The sequence below is a fragment of the Nonomuraea sp. NPDC003727 genome (assembly GCF_053586935.1).
In genome coordinates, this window is record NZ_JBSFNE010000027.1 from 70,824 (window position 1) to 93,481 (window position 22,658).

The following is a 22,658-nucleotide window of genomic DNA, read 5'->3' on the forward strand; positions in this document are numbered from 1 at the left end:
AGACGAGCCTACAAGCGCTCATACACGTAGTAAACATGATAGATCTACCAGCGCGTACGCGGTACTGCGCCGCTGATCGTGGTACCGCCGCCCGGCGTGCCATTGATGCCGAAGGATCCGCCAACCGATTTCGCGGCCCGCATCACAGCGATCCCCGAACCAGGACGAAGCTTCTCGAACCCATACCCGTCGTCGCTGATCGTCAGCCTCAAGCCGGATGGACTGACCGTGATGACGACAGAGACGGTGCGAGCCTGACTGTGCTTTTCGATATTGGACAAGGCCTCGGCGATGCAGGCGGAGATCGCCGCCATTACACGGATCGGTACGATCTCATCCGGGAGCGCCCATATCTCTACGTTGACTCCACTATCCCTGGACCATTGCGCCAAGTACCGAGAAAGAGACTCCCGGGAGAGTATTTCATCAGCCGGCCTCACCTTGGCCCGCTCGGCCATCAACCATCTCCATACAGAACTCGACAGGCGCATCGAGTCGCATCTGCGGACCGACGCTCAAGCCCACGTGATCCGGCGTCCTTCTGACCAAGGACATGCACATGATCCGGGCCGCGCTTACCGCTGTGCGCCGGCGCTGCTGCTGTTGCCCGCCATGCAGGTGGAACGCACAGGCGGCACCGCCGTCAGCGAGACACGTGCCTCCAGCTGGGCTCCAACACCTTCGGCCGGCGTACTGAGCAGATCGACGCCGAAGGCCGTACCACCACGACGACCTACGACCGGGCCGGGGCGCCTCGCCAAGCAGACCTTCCTGACCTAGAGAGCCCCCGCTATCCCTCGTACAGGGAGGTGGCGGGGGCTCCATTGCACAAGCACCAAGATCCCGATTCGATCACGCGGCACGACCGTCCCAGACGAACGCGATGCAATGACATCATGAAGACCCGTAGCAGGTCAGCCAAGACCGCCCGCAAGTACCGGTATGCAATAGCCGTCGTCGCTTTCGTTGCACTTGTGATCGCCGTCGCAGAGCCCATGCCCGCGCTATGGCCCCGCAACTTCGGCGAGCTTCTCAGCACCGCCTTACGCTACGCAACCATGATCGCAGTCCTACTCGTGTTTTGGTGGGTCAACTGGGTCGATGAGCGGAAAACCAAGGAAGCTGCAGAGGACCCCGGAGAACGGCTGCGCCGCCGCATCGAGGCCGTCAACTCGGCCTTCGCAGAAGCGGCCGCACTGATGGAAGACCTCCAGCGCGATCTCGACGTCCAGCAAGCGATCCGCGACACACTCCTCGCTGACGCCGAGCACCAGCGGAAGCTCCTCGAACTCAACAAGGAGGAAGCCGAGAAGATTCGCCACATTCTCGTCGGCGAGACCGAAGCCACCATCCGCGCTGAACGACGCCAACAATGGATCTACATCGGCATCGGCGCCCTCGTCTCCATCCCCATCGGCGTCGCTATCAACCTGCTCGTCCCATGACGCAAAAACCAGCGGCAGCGCCGAGAAGCGCAGATCGGCGAACGCCTCGTCGGAGTACTGGGCAACCGACTCGCTACTGGGCTCTTACTGTGCGGGTAGAGACGGCGGACTCCCACGAATCACAACTCTCAGTAATGAGCGGTGGAGCCCCCACGCCCACCCATGCCTTCCTGGTCGGCGCCCTCGTCGCCATCACCGCACCCAACGCCACGCCGGCATCCGCCGCACCTCAGACGCCGACCTACGCCGGCCCGCTCCTCGCCGAAGCCGTCGCCACTCTCCCCCCCGGCGCCGAATCGCGCGCGGGCTACCAGCACAGCGGCTTCAGGCCCTGGATCGACGCCGATCGTGACGGCTGCTCCACCAGGGTGGAGGTCCTCATCGAGGAAGCCTCGATGCCTCTCTCCAGATCGGCGATGGCTGCAGAACTGTCAGGCGGCCGCGGGTACTCCTACTACGACGATCAAGTCGTCACCGATCCCAGCGGGCTCGACGTCGACCACCTCGTATCTGTGCCTGCCACAAGAGGGCCGTTGACGAGGGTGCAGCCTCCGTCGACGGCCGTGTTTTCGTTCGCAGCAGCGACATCAACACGAGATCGACTGGCTTGCGCGGGATCATGCAAGATCGAGCCATGGAGACCGACGCCCATAGACGCTTCGATGCCGGGGCGACAGCCGTGCGCCGCCACATCTGGAAGGGGAAGGTCTGGACAGCGGTCCCGTACCGCGTTCTCCAAGACACCGAGAAGTATCTGATGGTGGCCGGATGGCCAGGGCTTCGCGGCCTGGCGTCCACCACGTGGATCGACTCCACCCTGAACGGCGGCAGCCAGCGGGAACGAACGATCCGCGAGCTCGCCTCGGGCAGGTGGGAACTGGGATGGTGGACCTGGCAAGGCACCGCGGTGCGCAGCTGGTATGGCATCGACACCTATTTCACCGTCCGCCAGTTCTTCGACTCCGATCATCAACCGCTCGCCTGGTATGTCGACTTCGACATGCCGAAACGACGCACTCACCTGGGCATAGACACCTTCGACCTCATGCTGGACCTCATTGTCGAACCTGATCTTTCTCAGTACAGATGGAAGGATGAAGACGAATATGAGCACGGCAGGCGGCTGGGGCTGATAGACGATCAAGTTCACCGCCGCGTTGCCGAAGCCCGTCTGGAGGTCATGGGGCTGATCGAGACTCGGCAAGGACCGTTCGCACACGAGTGGGCGCCACTTCGATATGAGGCGTGGCCGGCACCGACATTGCCCGAGGACGTCCAGGAGATCGTCACGAAATCCACTGCCCGCTAAGCGATCCCCAGGTGCCCATGGCACCCCTACTCGGCTTGCCGAAGGCCACGAGGGCGATCATGTCGGCTCGTATCGGTCGAGGCGTCGCCGCAGCTCAAGGTTTTCGCCCTGGGCCACGTCCAACGCTCTGCGCAACTCCGCCACCTCGTTCCGTCGAGCGCGCCGCTCCTCTTCAAGCTTGCGCGTGAGAACCCGCACGGCAGATGAGGCCGAGGAGCCGGGCTCGTCATCCGTGGCCGCATGGCGCGGTGAGCTGCGGAACTCGGCTCGTTGTCGTTCGATCTGCGCGCGCAGTTCAGCGGGACGATGCGGGACGGCGATGCTTGCTGTAGTCCCACGTCATCGCCACGAGTTTGCGGTGCCAGGCCAGCAGGGTGGCTGGGAATGTCGGGAAGCTCATTGGCTGCGGGATGCCACTCCCACAGCAGGGCTTTATTGCACAGTCTGTAAATATTCACCTTGGAGACCTTGCGGCGTAGCGGCGACGCCGGGATGATCCCGGTAGAGGCCCTTCACTGGGGACAACTTCCTCTGGAGTCTGTCAATAATGTGCTGCCACGTGCCGACTACCTGTGACGACACGCAGAGGTCACGTCACCTGAGCCTGCCCGGCGCCGTCTCCCACCCTGTGCGAGGTACAACCGGAATACCGTGTCCGCGCAGACGCGCAGCGTGCGCTCGTTATCGGGCCGCTGAACATGCCCTGAGGGCGAGACCACGAACTCTTCTTCGAAGCTGACCCAGGAGCGGCGAGCCGCACGCTTCGGTCGCCGTCGGCCGGCGCCCCCACACTGCCGCCCCGGCCCTGACTCGTGCCTTGCCGCCGCCGCGGCCTCTCACCTGGCAGCACTTCTCGTACACCCGCGACCGACCCCCTTGATCCCCAAGAAATCTCGCAGAAGGAATGCCCATGCGCTTCTTAGTCCCTCCGCTCGCCGTCGCCGTGGCCTTGACCGGACTGCTCGCCGCCACGAACACCACCGCGGCCTCCGCCGACCGCGGAAGCAAGCCGAGCTACCGGTTGGACTGCGACGGCAACGGCCCCGGCAGCACCTGCACAGTGGTCGCCACCGGCAAGGCCCGACCTCACCGCGTCGAGGAGTTCGTCACCACCGTCAGGAGCGGCGACCAGGTATGGGCGCGAGACACCTTGTACACGCGTGACGGGCAGGTGCGCAGCCGCCCCTTCGTGCTCCCCGACAAGGATGTGACGGTCGACGTCTCCCTCACCTCCCTGCCGGAGAAGCACGTGGGAACACCGCTCCGGCTGATGTCATGGAACCTCTTCGTCGGCGGCACCTACAACCGCCAGGAGAACACCGGCGAGAACCTCGCCCAGATGATCGACTACATGAACGAGGTCAACCCCGACATTCTTTTCGTGGTCGAGGGGTACGGCTCCGGCCAGAAGATCCTCGACGGGCTGAACGCCGGACGGGCGGAGGGCGACCGATTCGCCGGCGTGCAGCTCACCACGCCCGAGGACTACAGCGTCAACGGCGACAACCTGTGGCTCTACACCAAGCTCGACATCCAGAAGGTGTACCCGCGCTACGCCGACGCGGACATCAGTTCATTCAACCTGGGCGGCGCCCGGCTCGGCCTGCCCAACGGCAAGCATGTCCACGCCTTCAGCCTGTGGACCTGGCACGACGGCTGGGCCTACGGCGACACCCACGACGCGGCGGTGCAGAACACCCACGGCCTGCCCCGCACCAAGACCAACGAACAGATCCTGGAGGGCGACAACCTTCGCCGGGTCGCCATGGGCAAGGCCATCCTCGAGAAGGCGATCCCGTCCTTCATCGGCGACGACGATGCCCCGGTGCTCATGGGCGGCGACCTCAACGCGCAGTCGCACCTGGACTGGAGCGAGCAGTTCGCCGACGCCCCCGGCCACGGCGGCGTGGTCCTGCCCTGGCCGTACACCAAGCTGTACACCGACCACGGCTTCATGGATACCTTCCGCTACGCCAACCCCGACGCCGGACGCTACCCCGGCCGCACGTGGAGCCCTTACCACGGCATGGGCGCCATTCCAGGCCGCATCGACTACGTCTTCGCCCGCGGCAAGGACGTCCGCATCCTGGGGTCTCGCGCCGACATCGATCGCCTGCCCCGCCACCGACAGAGCTGGCTCAACCAGCCCTACCCCTTCTACTCCGACCACGGCTCGGTCATCACCGACATCCTGATCCGCGGCAAGGGGACCGGACCTGACCGGGAGCCCGTCACCGAGGAGCCCGGCAAGGGACGCCACATCTGGCCGGCCGAGCCCGCCGGTCGCCGCATCCCGCCCGCCGAGCTCAAGGCCACCGCCAGCACCTTCAAGCCCGGCGTCGGCGACCCGCGCAATGCCATCGACGGCAAGCTGACCACCGACTTCCACTCCGACTACCCCGCGGTCCCGCCGCAGCCGCACACCATCACCGTCGACCTCGGCCGCGTCAGGGAGCTGTCGGCCGTACGGTTCCAGCCCAAGCTGCGCACGAACATGAACGGCACCATCCTCAAGGGCATGGTGCAGGTCAGCGACGACGGCATCACGTTCAGGGACGTCACACCCGTCGAGTGGCCCCGCATGACCGCGCCCAACGATGTCAGCCTCCAGGGGCTCTCGGCCCGGTACATCAGGCTGCGCTCCGACTACGGCATCGGCGGAGCCTCCGCCCTGGCCGAGATCATCCCCTACGAGAAGGCCTGACAACGACGGCCGGCCGAGCCAGGTGAACCCGGCTCGGCCGGCCTTCAAAAGGAGGGGGCGTCAAGAGATGCGCTGTGGAGCAGCGGGGTCGAGGATGGCCCCTTCCAGTGAGAAGAGCCGCTCGTCCACATCGTCCAGCGCCAGACAGGCTCCGCCCAGGGCGACGCATTCCTCACCGAGCGTCGACGGCCGGATGCCGGGAACGCGCAGGCAGTGGGGTTCGAGGGCCCGGTTGAGCGCGGGAAGCAGCACGTCGGCCGAGCGGGAGAAGCCACCGCCCAGAACGACCAGTTCAGGATCCAGGGTCAGCACCATGGCGGCGGTGCCGAGGGCGAGGTGGTGGGCGTAGGTATCGACGGCGGCCTGGGCTTCGGGGTCTCCGGCGCGGGCGGCGTCGAAGACGAGCCGGGCGGCCTCCTCAGGTGATGCGCCGGCGGCCGCGCGACAGACCTCCAGGTGGCCGGCCATGGTGCGCCACCCGGTGACCTCCATGAGGCCCACCTCGCCGGTGGCCCCGCTGAACCCGTGGTGAAGCCGGCCGTTGAGGATGAGCGCGGCACCGGGCCGGCGGCCGACGTGCAGGTAGACAAGGTCCTGAACGCCTGCCGCGACGCCGAGCCGCTGCTCGGCGAGAGCGGCTAGCTTGCTGTCGTTCTCGATGGTGATCGGGCAGGTCAGGCGCTGCCCGAGATGGCCGGCCAGATCGACTCCGGCCCAGTCGGGAAGATCGTGGACCCGGGTGACCAGCCCTTCCCGGTTGACGACGCCGGTGCTTCCTGCGGTGGCGCCCCACAGGTCGGAGGCTTCCCGGCCGGCGGCGACGAGTGCTGCGTCGACGGCTCTCCACACGGCCTCCAGCCGCTCATGCCGGGCGGTGTGCCGGTCGACGGCGACCCGGCCGCTGGCGATGGTCCGGCCCGCGAGGTCGGTGACCACGGCCAGGACCTTGTGGACTCCTATGTCGATGCCGAGCACGTGCCCGACGTCGGTGCGGAAGCGGTAGCGCTTGGCGGGCCGGCCCAAGGTGCCCGGTGCGGGTTCTACCTCGGCGATCCAGCCACGTTGCTGGAGCTCGGCGACGACGTCCCCCACGGAGGCTCGCGACAGCCCGGTGCGCGCGACCAGCTCTGTGAGCGTCAACGGCGCGCGCGCCTCACGCAGGGCGCGGAGGCTGTTCAGGGTGTTCTGCTGACGCAGCCGCTGAAGGTCTCCACCACTGACCTGCACGGGCGTGCTCCTCACTATCAACAGTGTCTGAATTATGTCGCGCTGGTCTACCTGGATCATCCGGCACCGGGGTCTTGACCGCAAGGCGAGATCCGTGAATATCTATGGAGCCTGTAATAAAGGGGGTCTTCGAATGACTTTGACCATAGCCGTCGTCGGGGCGGGAGCGCGCGGCCAGATCTACGCCAGGGCGGCGGCTGCCGACGGTCGGGCACGCATCGTGGCTGTGGCCGATCCCGACCCGGCGAGGCGGGCCGCGCTGGCCACCGAGCACGACGTGCCGGAGCAGTCCCGCTTCACGGGATGGGCTGACCTGGCCGCCGTGCCGAAGCTGGCGGACGCTGTGGTCATCGCGACCCAGGACCGGTTACACGTCGAGCCGGCGGTCGCCTTCGCCGAGCTGGGCTATGCGATCTTGCTGGAGAAGCCGCTGGCCCCCACCGAAGCGGAGGCCCGCCGCATCGTCGAGGCGGTCGAGCGCAGCGGCGTCGTCTTCGCGATCTGCCACGTGCTCCGCTACACCGCCTACACACAAGCGTTCAAGGAGCTCCTGGGCAGCGGCAGGCTGGGCTCGATCTCCAGCGTCCAGCACCTGGAGCCGGTGGGCTGGTGGCACATGGCGCATTCCTTCGTACGGGGCGCCTGGCGCAATGCGGCCGAATCAGGGCCGATGCTGCTGACCAAGTCCTGTCACGACATCGACTGGCTGCTCCATCTCGTCGGCGACGAACCGGTCGCCGTGTCGTCCTTCGGCTCGCTGACCCATTTCCGGCCGGAGAACCGGCCGGAGGGTGCGGACACGCGGTGCGTGAGCTGCCCTGTCGAGCCGACCTGCCCTTACTCGGCCACACGCCTCTATCTGGGCTGTCTCGGCGATCCGGCCCGGGAGTTCTGGCCGCTCGGCGCCGTCACCTCCGACGCCAGTACGGCAGGCGTCATGCGCGCGCTGGAGACCGGTCCCTACGGCCGCTGCGTCTACGACTGCGACAACGACGTGGTGGACCAGCAGGTCGTCACGCTGGAGTTCGCGCGGGGCGCGACCGCGTCGTTGACGATGACGGCGTTCACACCGCTGGAGCACCGCAAGACGCGGGTTTTCGGCACCCACGGCTTCGCCGAGGGGGATGGGCGCCACATCAGGATCGTCGACTTCGCGACCGGCGCCGAGGAAACCCTTGACACCGGGACGAACGCGGGCGCGTCGCTTGCCGATGGCCATGGCGGTGGCGATGCGGGCCTCGTCAGGGCGTTCATCGACGCCGTGGCCGCCGGAGACCAGGCGCCGCTCGGCGCCGACCCGGCCGAAGCTCTGGCCGGGCACCTCGTCGTCTGGGCCGCCGAACGCGCCCGCGAGACCCGGACGGTGCAGGCACTGTGACCCTGATCCCGGCGCCTTCGCGCTGCGCACTCGGACAAGGGCTGTTCACCTTCACCGCCGCGACGCCGTTGACCGCCGACCCGGTGCTGGCCGGTGCCGCGACGTGGCTCCGCCAGGCGCTCACCTCGGCCACCGGCCTGCCACTGCTCGAAGGGCCCGGCGGGGTCGAGATCCGCCACGCCGTGGGCCTCGGGCCCGAGGAATATCGGCTCACCGCCACGACGGAGTCCGTGCTGATCGAGGCCTCGGCCCAGTCCGGTGCCTTCTACGGGGCGCAGACTCTTCGCCAGCTGCTCGACCCGGCCGCGTTCCGCGCCGGCCGTACCGGAGACAGAACCTGGAGCATCCCCGCGATCGAGATCGCCGACGCGCCCAGGTACGGATGGCGCGGCTGCCTCATCGACGTCGCGCGGCACTTCCTGCCCAAGAACGACCTGCTGCGGTACATCGACCTGCTGGCCGCGCACAAGCTCAACGTCCTCCATCTGCACCTGACGGACGACCAGGGCTGGCGGCTGGAGATCAGGAAGTACCCGAAGCTCACGGAGATCGGCGCCTGGCGGCGCGAGTCCCCGCTGGGCGCCAAGCGGCATCGCCTGTTCGACGGGCGCCCGCACGGCGGCTTCTACAGCCAGGACGACATCAGGGAGATCGTCTCCTACGCCGCCGACCGCTCCGTCATGGTCGTCCCGGAGATCGACCTTCCCGGCCACACTCAGGCTGCCATCGCCGCTTACCCCGAGCTCGGCAACCTCGACGTCCCCCTGGAGGTGCGCACCGAGTGGGGCGTCGGCGAGAACGTGCTCAACGTCTCCGACGACACGATCGCCTTCTTCACCGATGTCCTCGACGAGGTCCTCGAGCTCTTCCCCGGCGAGTACGTCTGCGTCGGCGGCGACGAGACTCCCAAGACCCAGTGGAACGAGAGCCTCCCCGCCAAGGAACGCATCCGCGAACTCGGCCTGCGCGATGCCGATGAGCTGCAGACCTGGCTCATGCGGCACTTCACCGACTACCTGCTGGCCCGCGGGCGCAAGCCGCTCGGCTGGGACGAGCTCCTGGAGGGCGGCCTGCCCCCGGGCGTCACCGTCGGGGCCTGGCGCGGCGACAGGTGTGCTGCGATGGCCGCGCGGGCCGGCCACGACGTGGTCGTCTCCCCGTTCGCCGAGACGTACCTGGATTTCCGCCAGGCGGAGGGCGACCAGGAACCGGTGCCGATCGGCAGCGTGACCTCCCTGCGCGCCGTCCACGCTTTCGACCCGGTCCCCCATGGCCTCACCGGGGAGGAGCGGAGCAGGATCCTCGGCGCGCAAGCGGCGCTGTGGACCGAGCACATCGACTCGCCCCGCCTCCTCGACTACATGGCCTTCCCGCGACTGGCCGCCTTCGCGGAGGCGATGTGGAGCGACGAGCGTGACTTCGAGGACTTTCGTGTACGGCTCGCCGTACACGAAAAGCGGCTCGACGCCCTGGGCGTGGAATATCGCCCGGCCACCGGTCCGCACCCCTGGCAGCAACGCCCTGATGCCCCCGGCCACCCCCGGACCAGGGCCGAGATCGAGCGCGAGCTCGCCGACTGGACCTCCAGCCTGCGGCCCTGAACACCCCCCAACCATCTGGAGACAACCATGCGTTTCCGTCTACCCCTCGTCTGCCTCACCGGCCTGGCCGTCATGGCTGCCGGCTGCGGCTCGTCCAGCGAGCCGGAAGCCTCAGGAAAGGCCACGATCAGCTACGCCATCTGGGACAAGAACGACCAGACGAGCGCGGAGAAGATCATCGCAGCCTTCCAGCAGGCCAACCCGAACGTCACAGTGAAGCTCGAGATCACCCCGTGGGACCAGTACTGGACCAAGCTCCAGACGGCCGCCTCCGGCGGCGCCGCACCCGACGTGTTCTGGATGAACAGCCTCAACGTCCGCATGTACGCCAAGGGCGGGATCATCACCCCGCTCGAGGAGTCGAAGGCCCAGGGCCTTCCCCCGGCGGTCGTCGACGGCTACCGCTACGACGGCAAACTGTACGGCCTGCCGCACAACGTGAGCATCCCGGCACTCTGGTACGACAAGAAGCTCTTCGACGCCGCCGGAGTGGCCTACCCCACCGCCGACTGGACCTGGGACGATGTCAAGGCCGCCGCCAAGAAGCTGACCGACCCGTCCAAGAAGCAGTTCGGCATCCTCGCCCACATGTGGGACCAGGGCGCCTTCTACCCCACCATGCTTCAGGCAGGCGGCCACGTGCTGTCGGAGGACGGCAAGAAGAGCGGCTTCGACGATCCCGCCTCGATCCAGGGCCTGGAGTACTGGACCGGCATGATCAAGGACCAGGTCGCCCCTGTCGCCGAGGTCTACGCCGACACCGACCCCCTCACGCTCTTCCAGTCCGGCAAGTACGGCATGCTCTACGGCGGTGTCTGGTTCGCCTCCACCTTCTGGGCCAACCCCGAGATCCGCGAGCGGATCGACGTGGCCCCGCTGCCCAAGGGTCCGGCCAAGGACGCCGTCATCCTGCTGGGCCTTGCCAACGCCGTCTCGGCCAGGAGCGAGCATCCGAAAGAGTCGGCGGCCTTCGCCGAGTTCGTCGCCTCCGAGCAGGCTCAGAAGATCCTCAGCGACAGCGGCGGCGGCGCCCTCTCGCTCCGCGACGGCACGCAGGAGGGCTGGTTCAAGGCCTTCCCCACCTTCCACCTGAAGGAGACCTACGACGCTTCGATGCCGAACGGCGTGCCGTACCCGGTGTCGCTGAACACCGCGCAGTGGCAGGACGTGCAGAACAGGCTGCTCGCCGAGGCCTGGGCAGGCAAGCGGCCGGTGGCCGACGTCGCCAAGGAGATCGCGACGCAGATGAACGAGATCCTGGCCAAGGAGTAACCGATGCACTCCAAGCGCGAGTGGGCGTGGGGATACCTCCTCATCGCCCCGATGGCGCTGGGTCTGGCCGTCTTCTACCTGTGGCCCATCGTTCAGACCCTGTATCTCAGCATGACCGAGTCGGGCGTCTTCGGCGGCTACACCTGGGTGGGGACGGCCAACTTCGCCGAACTGTTCACCGACGAGGAGATGTACGGCGCGCTCGGCAACACCTTGCTCTACTCGGTGTTGGTACTGGCGGGCGTGCCGCTGTCCATCGTCGTCGCCGCGCTGCTGAACGTGCCGGGGCTGCGCGGGCTGAGCCTCTACCGGACCCTCTACTTCCTGCCCGTGGTCACGATGCCCGCCGCGGTGGGCTTGACCTGGAGGTACCTGTTCAACGGCGACTTAGGGGCGATCAACCACGTCCTGGGCACGGTGGGGATCGACGGGCCGTACTGGCTCGGCGACCCCGACTTCGCGATCTACGCCATCGCGGTCGTCGGGATCTGGAGCTCGGTCGGCTACAACGCCGTGTTGTTCCTGGCCGGGCTGCAGGGCATTCCGCGTCACTACTACGAGGCCGCCGAGATCGACGGGGCCGGGCGGCTGCGGCAGTTCGTCCGCATCACGCTGCCGTTGCTCACGCCCACCACGTTCTTCGTCGTGGTCATAACGATGATCAACGCGCTGCAGGTCTTCGACCTCGTCTATCTCATGATCGACCTGAAGAGCCCGGCCCTGGAGGGCAGTCGCACGATCGTCTACCTCTTCTACGAGACGGGCTTCGTGCAGAACCAGCGCGGGCTCGCCGCGGCGATCGCCGTCATCCTGCTCGGGCTGGTCCTGATGCTGACCGCGTTCCAGTTCAGGCTACAGAAGAAGTGGGTGCACTATGAGTAGGCCCAGGACCTGGCCGGCGCACTTGTTCCTGGCCGCCGGCGCGCTGGTCATGCTCGCGCCGTTCGCCTGGCAGCTCGTGGTCTCGCTGCAGACCCTGCCGGACTCGCTCCGGGTGCCGCCGAAGTTCACGCCCTCCTGGCAGTGGTCGAACTTCGCCGATGTGTTCCGGTCGGTGCCGCTGGCCAGGCAGTTCCTCAACACGGTCGTGGTCACCGCCGCCGTCACCGCCGGGCAACTGCTGCTGTGCTCGCTGGCCGCGTTCGCCTTCGCCCGGCTCCGCTTCCCAGGCAGGGGCGCGCTGTTCCTGCTCTTCCTGGCCGTCCTGATGGTGCCCGGGGAACTGTTCCTCATCCCGCGCTACGAGATCATGATGGAGCTCGGCTGGCTGAACTCTCTGCAGGCGCTGATAGCGCCGGGCGTGTTCGGAGCGTTCGGCACCTTCATGCTCCGGCAGTTCTTCCTGTCGTTGCCCAGGGAACTGGACGAGGCGGCCTCGATCGACGGGGCGAACCCGCTGCAGATCTACTGGCACATCCTGCTCCCTCTGGTCAGACCCGGCCTGCTGGCGCTCGGCATGCTGACTGTCATGTGGTCGTGGAGCAGCCTGCTCTGGCCGCTGGTGGTCAACACCGATCCGGAGATGATGACGCTCTCGGCCGGCCTCGCCTCGCTGCGCGGTCAGTACCTGACCAACTTCCCCATCCTGTTCGCCGGGTCGGTCGTGGCCTCACTGCCCGTGATCGCTCTCTTCGTCGTCATGCAACGCCAGCTCATCGCCGGCATCGCCTTCACCGGCTCGAAGGGCTGATGTCATCAACTGGTCGGATCGCGGCCGGACCGGTGGTCGGCGTCGGCGTCGGCTTCCGTCGGTGCCGCGGACGCCCTCGACCCGTACCTGCACGGCCCGCGTTGGACTGGCCCGGCTTTCGCACGATCACGCGCGGCGCCAGCCGGCCGTCCCTTCGACGATGCTGATCGTACTGATCACGCTGATCCCGAGGAGGTACGGCGAGCCACCCCGACGGCACACGCGGCCCCACCCACGAGCAGGACAGCGACCACGACGACGACCCGCACGAGCCCGTCGGCCGAGGAGGGCGCGGCGAAGTAGACGCTCCCGAGCCCGGCGACGGCGGTCACCCCGGCGAGCATGGGCCCGGTGGAGTTCAACGCCGAGATCGCTGACGCCAGCCGCGGCTCGACCAGCGCTGTGATCTGCGCGATCAGCGGGCTGTACCCGGCAGCGTGCCCGGCCCCCGCCAGGAGCAGCAACGGCATCGCCACGACCGGCTGCCACTGATCGCGGCAGAAGAGCACCAGCAGGCTCGCCCCGCCCGCGAAGGCGATCGGACCCGCGATCGGCAGGGCGCGCTGCAGCCGCTGCGGGAATCGGGTCCAGCTCAGGCTGAGCGCGCCGAACCCCAGGGCGTACGGGACGAACGCCAGCCCCGCGTGAAGCGGCGAGAAACCCAGCGCGGTCTGGAGGTGCAGGGTGAGGGTGAGCAGAAAGACGGTGTAGCACCCCATGACGGTCCAACAAGCCACCAGCCCCGGCTTCACCCCGCGCGGCCGTACCGATGCCAGGTCCAGCAGCGGATACCGCGCCCTGGTCTCATAGCGGACAAATCCCACCGTCAGCGCGGCACCACACACCAGCGAGATCCAGACCCAACCGGGCCAGCCGAGCTCGCGGCCGAAGATCAGCGGGACCGTGATCGCGGCCATGGCAGCGGTCAGGACCGCCACTCCACCCGGATCGAGGCGTGCCTGCCCGTCCATGCGGGAGAGCGGCAGCAGGCGCGGCCCCACGGCCAGCGCTATCACGCCGATCGGGATGTTGATCAGGAAGACGGGCCGCCAGGACAGGCCGAAGAGGTCGGCGCTGACGACCAGCCCTCCGACGACCTGCCCCAGCGCGACTCCCAGGGCGAGCACCATGCTGTAGAGGCCGATCGCTCTGCGGCGTGCCGTACCCTCCCAGTGCGTCTGGATGAGCGAGAAGATCTGCGGAGTGAGCAGTGCCGCCCCCATGGCCTGCGCGATGCGTGCGAGCACCAGCACGTTCACGTCGGGAGCCAGCCCGCACAGCAGCGATGCGCCGGTGAACCAGCCCAGCCCGAGCAGGAACGCGCGCCGCTGCCCGACGACGTCACCGATCCGCGCGCAGGTGACGAGGAGCACGCCGACGGTCAGCAGGTAGCCCGACACGATCAGCTGGATCGCCGCGCCACCGGCGTGAAGATCATCGCGGATGGTTTCCGCAGCCACTGACACGATCGAGCCGTCCATGGACGCCATGACCTGACCGGTGAGCAGTACGGCGAGCATCCGGCCGCGGCGCGCACCCGCCACCGGCGAAGGAGCAAGAGAGATCACGCAGCCAGCATGGGCTGTCCGCGCCTGCCCGGTCTTGAAGAAATTTGCGCACCGGGCCGGTCGCCGTCTTGAGGCTCGCGCTCCCGGCACCGGACGCCGTTCCCGCCGGCGGAGCACGCAGGTACGGATGTGGGGCAAGGTGAGCGCCTCCGTGGACCTGCCGTGCGACCTGGCGAAAACGTCCCGCACGACGTCCTCGGCACTCCCCCGGTCACCGACCAGCAGCGCCGCCAGGCGTACCAGGGCGAGCCGGTGCTCGCCGTACAGGTCGGCGAGCACGGCCTTCGGCGTCGGGCGGCGCGGACAGGCGCGGGAGGGGCTCACCGTTCATGTCAGGTGAACGCGCGCCGCCGCGGATCTGCCGCGTCGGAAGTCTCTATCGCCGGGCCGTGGCAGTGGCTTACGTTCTCGAGATGGCCTACGACATCCTCGAGCTGATCGCGAACCCCGCGCTCGCCCTGACGCCGACCACGACCGTTCACTCCGGTGTCGTCCGGGTGGGCCACAACGCCCGCGTCCAGGTGTGGCGATCGAACGAACCGGCCACGGAGTTCGGCTTCTACCCGCCCGACGTGCCGCCGCTGGCCGAGGGTGTGCCGGCGCCGCTGATCTGGGCAGAGGCCCAGGTGATGTGGTTCGTGCCCGGTACGCAGTCGTCCGGGCACTTCCCGATCGGCGTGGAGCGGATCTCCGCCGCCTACACGCCCGATCCTCGTGGCGGTCCGGCGCGCTGGCTCCTGGTCAGCGGCGCGGCCCACGCGTCGGCCGGACTCCGGCTGGCCTACCGCATCACGGTCCAGGGGCAGTGAGCGGCCGGGGAGCGCGTCAATGCTCGATGACCTCCAGCCGGGTCAGGAACGTGAGCATGTCGTAGTGTCTGGAGGATCGAGTTCAGGGGTTCACGGCCGATGCGGTCTCCTTCAGCTCGTCCGAGGTCATGTCGGCGATACGGCCGGCGAAGAACCTGGAGTCGCCGAAAGGGCCCTCCAGCTCAACCCGCAAATCGCCGTGGGGCTGCGTCTCCCCTGGCCGGATGACATACGCTCCCGCGGCTGTGGCCTGCTCGGCGAATCCGGCGACGTCCGGCACGAAGACCACCCAACCCGGCACACCGCATTACCAAGCGCTTGCTTGAGATAGCCGTACGGACTTACAGTCGAGGAGATGTCCATGCCTGAAGGTCCTGTGGCCGGAGTGCGGGTGCTGGAGCCGGCCGGGGTCGCGCCGAGCCCGTTCGCCGGGATGATGCTCGTCGACCACGGCGCCGAGATGCTGCGCGTCGACCGCGTCAAGACGGTCTCCGGCAAGCCGCGCGCCGACGTCATGGACCGCGGCAGGCACACCATCGGGCTGGACCTCAAGACCCCCGACCGGGTGGCCGCCTTCAAGGAGCCGGCGAAGCAGGCCGACGTGCTCATCGAGGTGTTCAGGCCGGGCGTCACCGAACGGCTCGGCATCGGCCCGGACGACCTTCACGCGATCAACCCCAGGCTGATCTGCGGCCGGATGACCGGTTGGGGCCAGGACGGTCCGCCTGCGCCCACCGCCGGGCACGACATCGACCGCATCGCCGTCTCCGGCGTTCTGTCGATGCTCGGCCGCGAGGGCGACCCGGTCGGTTTCACCGTCGACGAGCCGTTGTGGAGGGAACAGCCATGAACCTCGGCGGCCAGGGAGTGCTCGTCACCGGCGGCGGCAGCGGCATCGGGCTGGGCATCGCCAAGCGCCTTGCCGCCTCGGGCGCCACCGTGACCATCTGCGGCCGCACCGAGGACCGGCTGGCCGCCGCCTGCGCGGAGATCGGCAAGGCGAGCTACGTGGTGGCCGACGTGGCCGACGAGAAGCAGATGGCGTCGGCCGTACGGCGGGCCTGGGAGCAGGCGGGTGGCCGCCTCGATGGGGTGGTCGCCTCGGCGGGCGGCTCCGGCTGGCTGGGCCCGATCACCCGGCTGCCGATCGAGGAGTGGCAGAAGGTCATCGCGACGAACCTGACCGGCACCATGCTGGCGCTCAAGCACTCCGCCGTGCTGATGGCCACGGCGGGCGGCGGCTCGTTCGTGGCGATCTCCTCGATCGCCGCCTCCAACACCCACCGCTGGTTCGGCCCGTACGGCGTGGCCAAGGCGGGCATCGACCACCTGTGCATGCTGGCCGCCGACGAGCTCGGCCCCAGCGGCGTCCGGGTGAACGCGATCCGTCCCGGTCTGATCCGCACCGAGATGGTGTCGATCATCACCGAAGCGGAGAACCCGGTCCTGGCCGACTACCAGGCCTGCACCCCGCTGCCGAGGGTGGGCGAGGTGGCCGACGTGGCCGCGCTGGCGGCCTTTCTCCTGTCGCCCGAGGCCTCGTGGATCACCGGCCAGGTCATCAACGTGGACGGCGGCCACTCGCTGCGCCGCGGCCCCGACTTCTCCCCCTGGCTCGAACCCGCCTACGGCCGTGACGGCCTGAGAGGGGTGACACCCACGCAGACCCCATCCTGATGTGTCCGGCGCCAGCGCTGGACACATCAGGACACTTCGGTATGACCGCCACATCGTCGGCGCGAGCGATGCGGCGGCTCCGTGACACTCCCCCACCGGAGCTGACCATGCACGATCTTGTCATTCGCGCCGCCACCGTCGTGGACGGGACTGGCGCCCAGCCGTACACCGCCGACGTCGCCGTCACGGACGGCCGCATCACCGAGGTGGCCCGCCAGAACGGCGCCGGCCGGCCGGGGCGCGCCCGGCGCACCGTCGAGGCGGACGGGCTGCTGCTCACGCCCGGCTTCGTCGACCTGCACACGCACTATGACGGCCAGGCCACCTGGGACCCGCTGCTCGGTCCCTCGTGCTGGCACGGCGTCACCAGCGTGGTCATGGGCAACTGCGGCGTCGGCTTCGCACCCGCCAGGCCCGACCGGCGCGAGTGGCTGATCGGCCTCATGGAGGGCGTCGAGGACATTCCCGGCACCGCCCTCTCCGAGGGGATCGCCTGGGAGTGGGAGAGCTTCCCCGAGTTCCTCGACGCGCTGGAGCGGCACCCGCACGTCCTCGACATCGGCACTCAGGTGCCGCACGGCGCGCTGCGCGCGTACGTGATGGGCGAGCGCGGCGCGCGCAACGAGCCCGCCTCGCCCGACGATGTCGCCAGGATGAAGCAGCTGGTCAAGGAGGGGATCGAGGCCGGCGCGCTGGGGTTCTCGACGAGCAGGACGCTGGCGCACAAGGCGATCGACGGCGAGCCGGTTCCGGGCACGTTCGCGGCGGAGGACGAGCTTTTCGGCATCGGCGAGGCGCTGCGCGAGCTCGGCAGGGGCGTCTACGAGATCGCACCGGCCGGAGCCGCGGGCGAGGACGTCAACGCGCCGATGAAGGAGGTTTCCTGGATGAGCAGGCTGGCCGAGGCTGTCGACCGGCCGGTGACCTTCGCGCTGCTGCAGATCGACTCGGTGCCCGACCTGTGGCGTGAGCTGCTGAGCGAGTCGGCCAAGGTGGCGCGGCTGCACCCGCAGGTGGCCTGCCGGCCGTTCGGGATGCTGATCGGCCTCGAGGCGCTGCACGCCTTCGCCGATCACCCCTCATATCAGCAAATTTCCACCTTGCCGCGCCACGAACGTGTCCAGCGCATGCGCGAACCCCAGGTCAAGCACCGCATCCTCCACGAGGTCCCGAAAGTGGAGGACGTGCTCGCGGCCCTCTGCCGCGGCTTCACCGACCGCCTCTATCCGCTGAATCCCGAAAGTCCGGACTACGAGCCGCACCCCAGCACCTCCGTCAAGGCTCAAGCCGAGCGCCAGGGCCGAGAGCCGCTCGAGCTGCTGTACGACCTCATGCTGGAGGACGACGGCCAGGCGATCTTCCTTCTGCCGATACTCAACTACGCCAACGGCGACCTGGATCCCCAGCGCGAGATGCTGCTGCACCCGCAGGCCGTGCTCGGGCTCGGTGACGGCGGCGCGCACTGCGGCTTCATCTGCGACGCCTCCATGCCCACGACGATGCTCTCCCACTGGGCGCGCGACCGTTCGCGCGGTGCGCGGCTGCCGCTGGAGCACGTCGTCAAGCTGATGTCGCGCGACACCGCCCAGCTGTACGGCCTGCACGACCGCGGCACGATCTCCCCCGGCATGAAGGCCGACCTCAACCTCATCGACTTCGAGCGGGTCGGCAACCACCGCCCGCGGATGGTGTACGACCTGCCCGCGGGCGGACGCAGGCTCATCCAGCGGGCCGACGGCTACGTCGCCACCTTCGTCGGCGGCGTCCAGACCTTCTCTCACGGCGAGCACACCGGGGCACTGCCCGGCCGGCTGATCAGGGGCGGAGCATGAGCGAACCGTTCAGGACCACGGAAGTGGTGATCGCGGGCAGGAAGGCTATGGCCGACGGTCACCGGACCGGCATCGACCTGCTCGACGGCGACATGTACGCGGACGATCCGTGGTCGCTGTACGCCTGGCTGCGCGAGCACTCCCCCGTCCACTACGACGAGGCGAACGACCTGTGGGGCATCTCCCGCCACGCCGACATCTGCGCCATCGAGCGCGATCCCAAGCTCTGGACCAGCACCGGCGGCTACCGCCCGCAGCTGCCGTCCGACCCCTCCATGATCGGCACAGACGATCCGCGGCATGCCGAGCGCCGCCGCCTCGTCTACCGCCGCTTCACCCCGCGCTACGTGCACGACCGCTACGCCGAGCGGATCAGGTCGGTGGTGGTCGAGCAGATCGGCCAGGCGCTGGAGGAGGGCACGGTGGACGCGGTGACCGCGCTGGCCGCGCCGCTGCCCGCCCGGATGATCGGCTGGCTGCTCGGCTTCCCCGACTCCGATTGGCCCAAGCTCAAGCACTGGTCGGAGACGACGATCGCGGCGGGGGGCGGCCTGCGCTACGTCACTCACGAGGCCGCGGTCGCCGCCGGGGAGTTCGGCCGGGCCGTGCTCGACCTGGCCGCCGAACGCCGCAAGTGCCCGCACGACGACCTGATGTCGCTGTGGTCGGCACGGCCCGACTACGACGACGAGCACCTGGCGAACGAGGCGCTGCTGCTGCTCGACGGCGGCGCGGAGACCACTCGCACGGTGATCGCCACCGCCATCGACGCGCTGATCAGGCACCCTGACCAGTGGCGGCTGCTGCGTGAGGAGCCGTCGCTGGTGGAGAACGCGGTCGAGGAGTTCATCCGGTGGACCACGCCCATCCTGAACATGTGCCGCGCCGCCACCCGCGACACCGAGCTGCACGGCCACACCATCAGGAAAGGTCAGCAGGTACTGCTCATGTACGGCTCGGCCAACCGCGACCCGGCCGTCTTCGCCGACCCCGACGTGTTCGACGTGACCAGCAAGCCGGGCGGCCACATCGCCTTCGGCCTGGGCACGCACTTCTGCCTCGGCGCGGCGCTGGCCAGGCTGGAACTGAAGATCTTCTTCGAGGAGTGGGTGGCCAGGGTCGGCTCGGCCGCGTGGGCCGACGCGGAGGGGCCGCGGCTGATGCGCAACTCCTTCGTGCGCGGCGTCACCTCCTTCCCGATCGTCCTGGAGGCTCGATGATCAACCTCGCGGACGTCTTCGAGCGCGCCGCCGACACGGTGCCCGACCGGCTCGCGCTGGTCGCGGGCGAGGACCGGCTGACCTACCGCGAGCTGGACGAGCGCGCCAACCGGGTGGCGCACTGGCTCCAGATCCAAGGGGTACGGCCGGGCGAGCACGTGGGCATCCTGTCCTGGAACCGCGCGGAATGGCTGGAGAGCATGATCGGCTGTTTCAAGGCCAGGGCGGCGCCGGTCAACGTCAACTATCGCTACGTGGAGCGGGAGCTGGGCCACCTGCTCGGCGACGCCGACTGCGTGGCGTTGCTGGGCGAGGCCGATCTGCTGGCCAGGGCGCCCTTCGACGGTCCCGTGCTGGCCTTCGGCGAGCCGTACGAGAGGGCGCTGGCGGGCGTGCCGGGCGGCAGGGACTTCGGGCCGCGGTCGGGGGACGACCCGTACATCCTCTACACCGGTGGCACGACCGGGCGGCCCAAGGGCGTGTTGTGGCGTTCGGAGGACATCTATCTCGCGGCGATGAGCGTGTACTCGGGGCCGATCAAGGATGTCTCCGAGCTGCGCTTCGGGCCCGAGGGGCTGCGCTTCCAGGTGCACGCGCCGCTGATGCACGGCAATGGGCAGTGGAGCACCTGGATCTGCCTGTCGGCGGGCGGCACGGTGATCCTTTGGACGGGGCGGCACTTCGACCCTGTGGCGGTGCTGGAGCTGGCCGAGCGTGAGCGGTCGCAGGTGCTGACGTTCGTCGGGGACGGCATGGTCAGGCCGGTCGCCGACGAACTGGGGCGCAGGACGTACCAGTTGGAGGTCTTCTCGGTGGGGTCGGGCGGGGCCCCGCTGTCGGCGACGACGCGCGAGAGGATCCGCGCGGCGCTGCCCGACGCGACGATCGTGGACAACTACGGCGGGTCGGAGACGGGCGCGGTAGGGGCCGCTGTCGAGGAGGAGCGCCCCAGGTTCGCGCTGAGTCCCGGCTTCGCCGTGCTCGGCCCCGATCACCTCCCGGTACGGCCAGGCCAGCAGGGCGTACTGGCCAGATCAGGACACATCCCGCTCTGCTATTACAAGGATCCGGTGAAGTCGGCGAGCACCTTCGTCACCGGACCGGACGGGACCCGCTGGGCGCTGCAGGGCGATCAGGCGATCCTGCACGAGGACGGCACCGCGCTCATGCTCGGCCGGGGCACGACGGTGATCAACACCGGTGGGGAAAAGGTGTTCCCCGAGGAGGTGGAGATCGCCGTGCGCAGCCACCCGAAGGTGTACGACGCGCTGGTGATCGGTACGCCCGATCCGCGGTTCGGCCAGCGGGTGACAGCAGTGGTCGCAGGTGAGGTGACGCTGGAGGAGCTGGCCGAGCACTGCCGCGGGCGGCTCGCGGGTTACAAGATCCCGCGAGCGCTGCGGATCGTACCCGAGATCAAGCGGACGCCCGTGGGCAAGCTCGACTACGCCTGGGCGCGGACGCTGGTCGCATAGAAGCGTGTTCGAGTCGTCGAGACGGAGGCCCGAGGCGTTCGGCCAGGCGGCGGGTCAGCGGGATGGGAAGGCCGTTGATCAGCCGGGCACCCCGGGCCAGGGCCCACATGGCACAGTTGGGCGGTTAGGACTGGCCGCCCTCCTGTGACAGCCCCGTGCGCCCAGCGACCCGGCGCCTGTCCTGCTGTCACGCCATCCAGCCGGCGGTCTGCAGTCGGTTCACCAGCCGACGGCGAGTCCGGCTCGCAGTCTGTTCAGCACCGCGCGCAGGATGCGGGAGACGCGCGCCAGTGTTGGGACCCCGGCCGGATGGCCGGGGTCCCGCCGTCAAACTGGCCGATGAGATCTGGAATGGACAGCGATGCCTACGCGGCGGGCGGCTGCTTACCGGAGCCCTGGGCATCGGCTTGGCCGACGCGACGACCGCCGTCGCGTAGCGGTCGACTACGCTGGGCGACGTCCGTCGTGTCCCGCGCAGTGGGCATGGCGTGTTTCTCTCACATGTCGCAGTGCCTCGTCGCAGGTGGCGCGCCGTTCTAAAATCTTGTGCAGGCCCGTTCGGTACAGCAGGTCGTCCAGGCTCGCTGGAACGCCGCTGAGCACGAGCCGTTTTCCTCTGTTCTGACTGTGCTGCAAGGCCACAACGAGCTCGCTCAAACCGACCGAGTCGCAGAAGGTCACCCCCGACAGATCCAGGATCAGCACGGAGGACGCCGACGGTGCTGTCGCGGCGCGCAGATGCGCGCGCAATGTAGGGGCGGTGGCAAGATCGAGTTCGCCCGCCACACGGACCAAGGCGACCTTGCGGGACCGGCGAGTCGAGACGGTGAAGGGTGTACGGCCTTGTAGTTGAGATGTCATATTGCGGCACTCTCTACGAGACTGCTGCGTTCGGCGGAGCCGGCTCGCACCGATGCGTAGCTTGAGGATGGCGGACTGCTTTCTGCTGCGGAACGTTTGTCTATGAGGACTGGGCATCGCCGCGGGATTCGGCTGACCGGCGAGGTCCGCGCATGCGTGGCCTGATCGCCGACGCTTTCCCAACGCCGCAGCGCCTGCCGGAACGGGGTGATGGACGGATTCCTCCGTGTCCCGAACCGCGTCCAGCGGCGGTTTTCGTCTCCTCGGCTGCATCCTCCTCAGGAGCGTTCGTCTCGTCGTGCTACCCCGGATGGGCCGCCGAACACCACATCCGACTGTCGTGACCACCGAGGACGTGCGGTATCGACCACCGGGTCAATATGAACCCCTGGGACGTCGCGTGCGGGCCGGTGGTCGGGCAGCGCGCCGAGGTCGCCGCCGATATCGGCCACCGCCAGGGGCCGTGCTCGGCGGCGGCGCGGACCCCGGCGAACGCGGCCCGCGCCCGCGCCGGATCGATGTGGTGGAGCGCCGGCCGCGGGCGGAGGGGCGCGTGCCCGAGCCCGAGCAGCATGGTGATCCACGAGTAC

20 protein-coding genes are annotated in these 22,658 nt (G+C 68.5%); 15 read left to right on the forward strand and 5 right to left on the reverse strand.

The annotated features are described in order from the left end of the window. Positions 1–44: 44 nt before the first annotated feature. A complete protein-coding gene (locus tag ACWDLG_RS40520) occupies positions 45–458 on the reverse strand; it encodes a sensor histidine kinase (protein ID WP_449930247.1) in 414 nt (137 codons plus the stop codon). A gap of 438 nt (positions 459–896) precedes the next feature. On the opposite strand from ACWDLG_RS40520, the gene ACWDLG_RS40525 reads away from it, so the two are divergent. The 3 genes from ACWDLG_RS40525 to ACWDLG_RS40535 all read left to right on the forward strand — a co-directional run bounded on the left by ACWDLG_RS40525 (position 897) and on the right by ACWDLG_RS40535 (position 5,458). Next, a complete protein-coding gene (locus ACWDLG_RS40525; protein WP_449930248.1) occupies positions 897–1,445 on the forward strand; it encodes a hypothetical protein in 549 nt (182 codons plus the stop codon). Positions 1,446–2,079: 634 nt separating this feature from the next. Continuing rightward, entirely contained in the window at positions 2,080–2,754 is a 675-nt protein-coding gene (locus tag ACWDLG_RS40530) for a DUF402 domain-containing protein (RefSeq protein ID WP_449930250.1), read from the forward strand. Positions 2,755–3,664: 910 nt separating this feature from the next. Beyond that, on the forward strand, positions 3,665–5,458 hold the full coding sequence (locus tag ACWDLG_RS40535; RefSeq protein ID WP_449930251.1) for a discoidin domain-containing protein: 1,794 nt from the start codon (positions 3,665–3,667) through the stop codon (positions 5,456–5,458). Between the two features lie 60 nt (positions 5,459–5,518). On the opposite strand, the gene ACWDLG_RS40540 is transcribed toward ACWDLG_RS40535, so the two are convergent. Continuing rightward, positions 5,519–6,745, reverse strand: a complete 1,227-nt coding sequence (locus ACWDLG_RS40540; protein ID WP_449930252.1) for an ROK family transcriptional regulator — start codon at positions 6,743–6,745, stop codon at positions 5,519–5,521. A 73-nt stretch (positions 6,746–6,818) separates the two neighbouring features. On the opposite strand from ACWDLG_RS40540, the gene ACWDLG_RS40545 reads away from it, so the two are divergent. The 5 genes from ACWDLG_RS40545 to ACWDLG_RS40565 are packed head-to-tail and all read left to right on the forward strand — an operon-like array spanning position 6,819 to position 12,626. Continuing rightward, a complete protein-coding gene (locus ACWDLG_RS40545; RefSeq protein WP_449930253.1) occupies positions 6,819–8,063 on the forward strand; it encodes a Gfo/Idh/MocA family protein in 1,245 nt (414 codons plus the stop codon). Then, on the forward strand, positions 8,060–9,664 hold the full coding sequence (locus tag ACWDLG_RS40550; protein ID WP_449930255.1) for a beta-N-acetylhexosaminidase: 1,605 nt from the start codon (positions 8,060–8,062) through the stop codon (positions 9,662–9,664). The genes ACWDLG_RS40545 and ACWDLG_RS40550 overlap by 4 nt, the downstream gene beginning before the upstream one ends. Positions 9,665–9,691: 27 nt before the next feature. Further along, positions 9,692–10,936 carry an ABC transporter substrate-binding protein gene (locus ACWDLG_RS40555; protein WP_449930256.1) on the forward strand — a complete coding sequence of 415 codons (1,245 nt, stop codon included), beginning with the start codon at positions 9,692–9,694 and terminating at the stop codon, positions 10,934–10,936. A 3-nt stretch (positions 10,937–10,939) separates the two neighbouring features. Continuing rightward, positions 10,940–11,818: a carbohydrate ABC transporter permease gene (locus ACWDLG_RS40560; RefSeq protein WP_449930257.1), complete on the forward strand. Its 879-nt coding sequence runs from the start codon at positions 10,940–10,942 to the stop codon at positions 11,816–11,818. Next, on the forward strand, positions 11,811–12,626 hold the full coding sequence (locus tag ACWDLG_RS40565) for a carbohydrate ABC transporter permease (RefSeq protein ID WP_449930258.1): 816 nt from the start codon (positions 11,811–11,813) through the stop codon (positions 12,624–12,626). The genes ACWDLG_RS40560 and ACWDLG_RS40565 overlap by 8 nt, the downstream gene beginning before the upstream one ends. A 176-nt stretch (positions 12,627–12,802) precedes the next feature. Here ACWDLG_RS40565 and ACWDLG_RS40570 read toward each other — a convergent pair whose 3' ends face one another. After that, the gene (locus ACWDLG_RS40570) at positions 12,803–14,194 is read right to left on the reverse strand and encodes an MFS transporter (protein WP_449930259.1); all 1,392 of its coding nucleotides are present in this window, start codon (positions 14,192–14,194) and stop codon (positions 12,803–12,805) included. A 389-nt stretch (positions 14,195–14,583) separates the two neighbouring features. On the opposite strand from ACWDLG_RS40570, the gene ACWDLG_RS40575 reads away from it, so the two are divergent. Next, positions 14,584–15,003 carry a hypothetical protein gene (locus ACWDLG_RS40575; protein WP_449930260.1) on the forward strand — a complete coding sequence of 140 codons (420 nt, stop codon included), beginning with the start codon at positions 14,584–14,586 and terminating at the stop codon, positions 15,001–15,003. Positions 15,004–15,085: 82 nt separating this feature from the next. Here the strand turns inward: ACWDLG_RS40575 and ACWDLG_RS40580 are convergent, their stop codons facing one another. After that, entirely contained in the window at positions 15,086–15,304 is a 219-nt protein-coding gene (locus ACWDLG_RS40580) for a hypothetical protein (protein ID WP_449930262.1), read from the reverse strand. A 60-nt stretch (positions 15,305–15,364) separates the two neighbouring features. Between ACWDLG_RS40580 and ACWDLG_RS40585 the strand changes: the two genes are divergently transcribed. The 5 genes from ACWDLG_RS40585 (at position 15,365) to ACWDLG_RS40605 (ending at position 21,207) form a co-directional block, all read left to right on the forward strand. Next, entirely contained in the window at positions 15,365–15,853 is a 489-nt protein-coding gene (locus ACWDLG_RS40585) for a CoA transferase (RefSeq protein ID WP_449930263.1), read from the forward strand. Continuing rightward, positions 15,850–16,680, forward strand: a complete 831-nt coding sequence (locus ACWDLG_RS40590) for an SDR family oxidoreductase (RefSeq protein ID WP_449930264.1) — start codon at positions 15,850–15,852, stop codon at positions 16,678–16,680. Before ACWDLG_RS40585 ends, ACWDLG_RS40590 begins: the two co-directional genes overlap by 4 nt. Before the next feature lie 107 nt (positions 16,681–16,787). Then, on the forward strand, positions 16,788–18,512 hold the full coding sequence (locus ACWDLG_RS40595; RefSeq protein ID WP_449930265.1) for an N-acyl-D-amino-acid deacylase family protein: 1,725 nt from the start codon (positions 16,788–16,790) through the stop codon (positions 18,510–18,512). Then, positions 18,509–19,732 (forward strand): cytochrome P450, encoded by a 1,224-nt coding sequence (locus ACWDLG_RS40600; protein WP_449930266.1) that lies wholly within the window; start codon positions 18,509–18,511, stop codon positions 19,730–19,732. Before ACWDLG_RS40595 ends, ACWDLG_RS40600 begins: the two co-directional genes overlap by 4 nt. Further along, positions 19,729–21,207 carry an AMP-binding protein gene (locus tag ACWDLG_RS40605; protein WP_449930267.1) on the forward strand — a complete coding sequence of 493 codons (1,479 nt, stop codon included), beginning with the start codon at positions 19,729–19,731 and terminating at the stop codon, positions 21,205–21,207. The genes ACWDLG_RS40600 and ACWDLG_RS40605 overlap by 4 nt, the downstream gene beginning before the upstream one ends. Before the next feature lie 444 nt (positions 21,208–21,651). Here the strand turns inward: ACWDLG_RS40605 and ACWDLG_RS40610 are convergent, their stop codons facing one another. Next, a complete protein-coding gene (locus tag ACWDLG_RS40610) occupies positions 21,652–22,341 on the reverse strand; it encodes an STAS domain-containing protein (RefSeq protein WP_449930268.1) in 690 nt (229 codons plus the stop codon). Positions 22,342–22,448: 107 nt separating this feature from the next. Between ACWDLG_RS40610 and ACWDLG_RS40615 the strand changes: the two genes are divergently transcribed. Next, a partial coding sequence (locus tag ACWDLG_RS40615) for a hypothetical protein (RefSeq protein WP_449930269.1) occupies positions 22,449–22,658 on the forward strand: 210 nt, incomplete at its 3' end.

Bases quoted from the DNA above. Each gene is read 5' to 3' on its own strand.
- ACWDLG_RS40590 (WP_449930264.1), top strand. From the start codon at position 15,850: ATGAACCTCGGCGGCCAGGGAGTGCTCGTCACCGGCGGCGGCAGCGGC.
- ACWDLG_RS40520 (WP_449930247.1), bottom strand. From the start codon at position 458: ATGGCCGAGCGGGCCAAGGTGAGGCCGGCTGATGAAATACTCTCCCGG.
- ACWDLG_RS40525 (WP_449930248.1), top strand. From the start codon at position 897: ATGAAGACCCGTAGCAGGTCAGCCAAGACCGCCCGCAAGTACCGGTAT.
- ACWDLG_RS40540 (WP_449930252.1), bottom strand. From the start codon at position 6,745: ATGATCCAGGTAGACCAGCGCGACATAATTCAGACACTGTTGATAGTG.
- ACWDLG_RS40545 (WP_449930253.1), top strand. From the start codon at position 6,819: ATGACTTTGACCATAGCCGTCGTCGGGGCGGGAGCGCGCGGCCAGATC.
- ACWDLG_RS40585 (WP_449930263.1), top strand. From the start codon at position 15,365: ATGCCTGAAGGTCCTGTGGCCGGAGTGCGGGTGCTGGAGCCGGCCGGG.
- ACWDLG_RS40565 (WP_449930258.1), top strand. From the start codon at position 11,811: ATGAGTAGGCCCAGGACCTGGCCGGCGCACTTGTTCCTGGCCGCCGGC.
- ACWDLG_RS40595 (WP_449930265.1), top strand. From the start codon at position 16,788: ATGCACGATCTTGTCATTCGCGCCGCCACCGTCGTGGACGGGACTGGC.
- ACWDLG_RS40605 (WP_449930267.1), top strand. From the start codon at position 19,729: ATGATCAACCTCGCGGACGTCTTCGAGCGCGCCGCCGACACGGTGCCC.
- ACWDLG_RS40555 (WP_449930256.1), top strand. From the start codon at position 9,692: ATGCGTTTCCGTCTACCCCTCGTCTGCCTCACCGGCCTGGCCGTCATG.
- ACWDLG_RS40535 (WP_449930251.1), top strand. From the start codon at position 3,665: ATGCGCTTCTTAGTCCCTCCGCTCGCCGTCGCCGTGGCCTTGACCGGA.
- ACWDLG_RS40560 (WP_449930257.1), top strand. From the start codon at position 10,940: ATGCACTCCAAGCGCGAGTGGGCGTGGGGATACCTCCTCATCGCCCCG.
- ACWDLG_RS40610 (WP_449930268.1), bottom strand. From the start codon at position 22,341: ATGCAGCCGAGGAGACGAAAACCGCCGCTGGACGCGGTTCGGGACACG.
- ACWDLG_RS40530 (WP_449930250.1), top strand. From the start codon at position 2,080: ATGGAGACCGACGCCCATAGACGCTTCGATGCCGGGGCGACAGCCGTG.
- ACWDLG_RS40600 (WP_449930266.1), top strand. From the start codon at position 18,509: ATGAGCGAACCGTTCAGGACCACGGAAGTGGTGATCGCGGGCAGGAAG.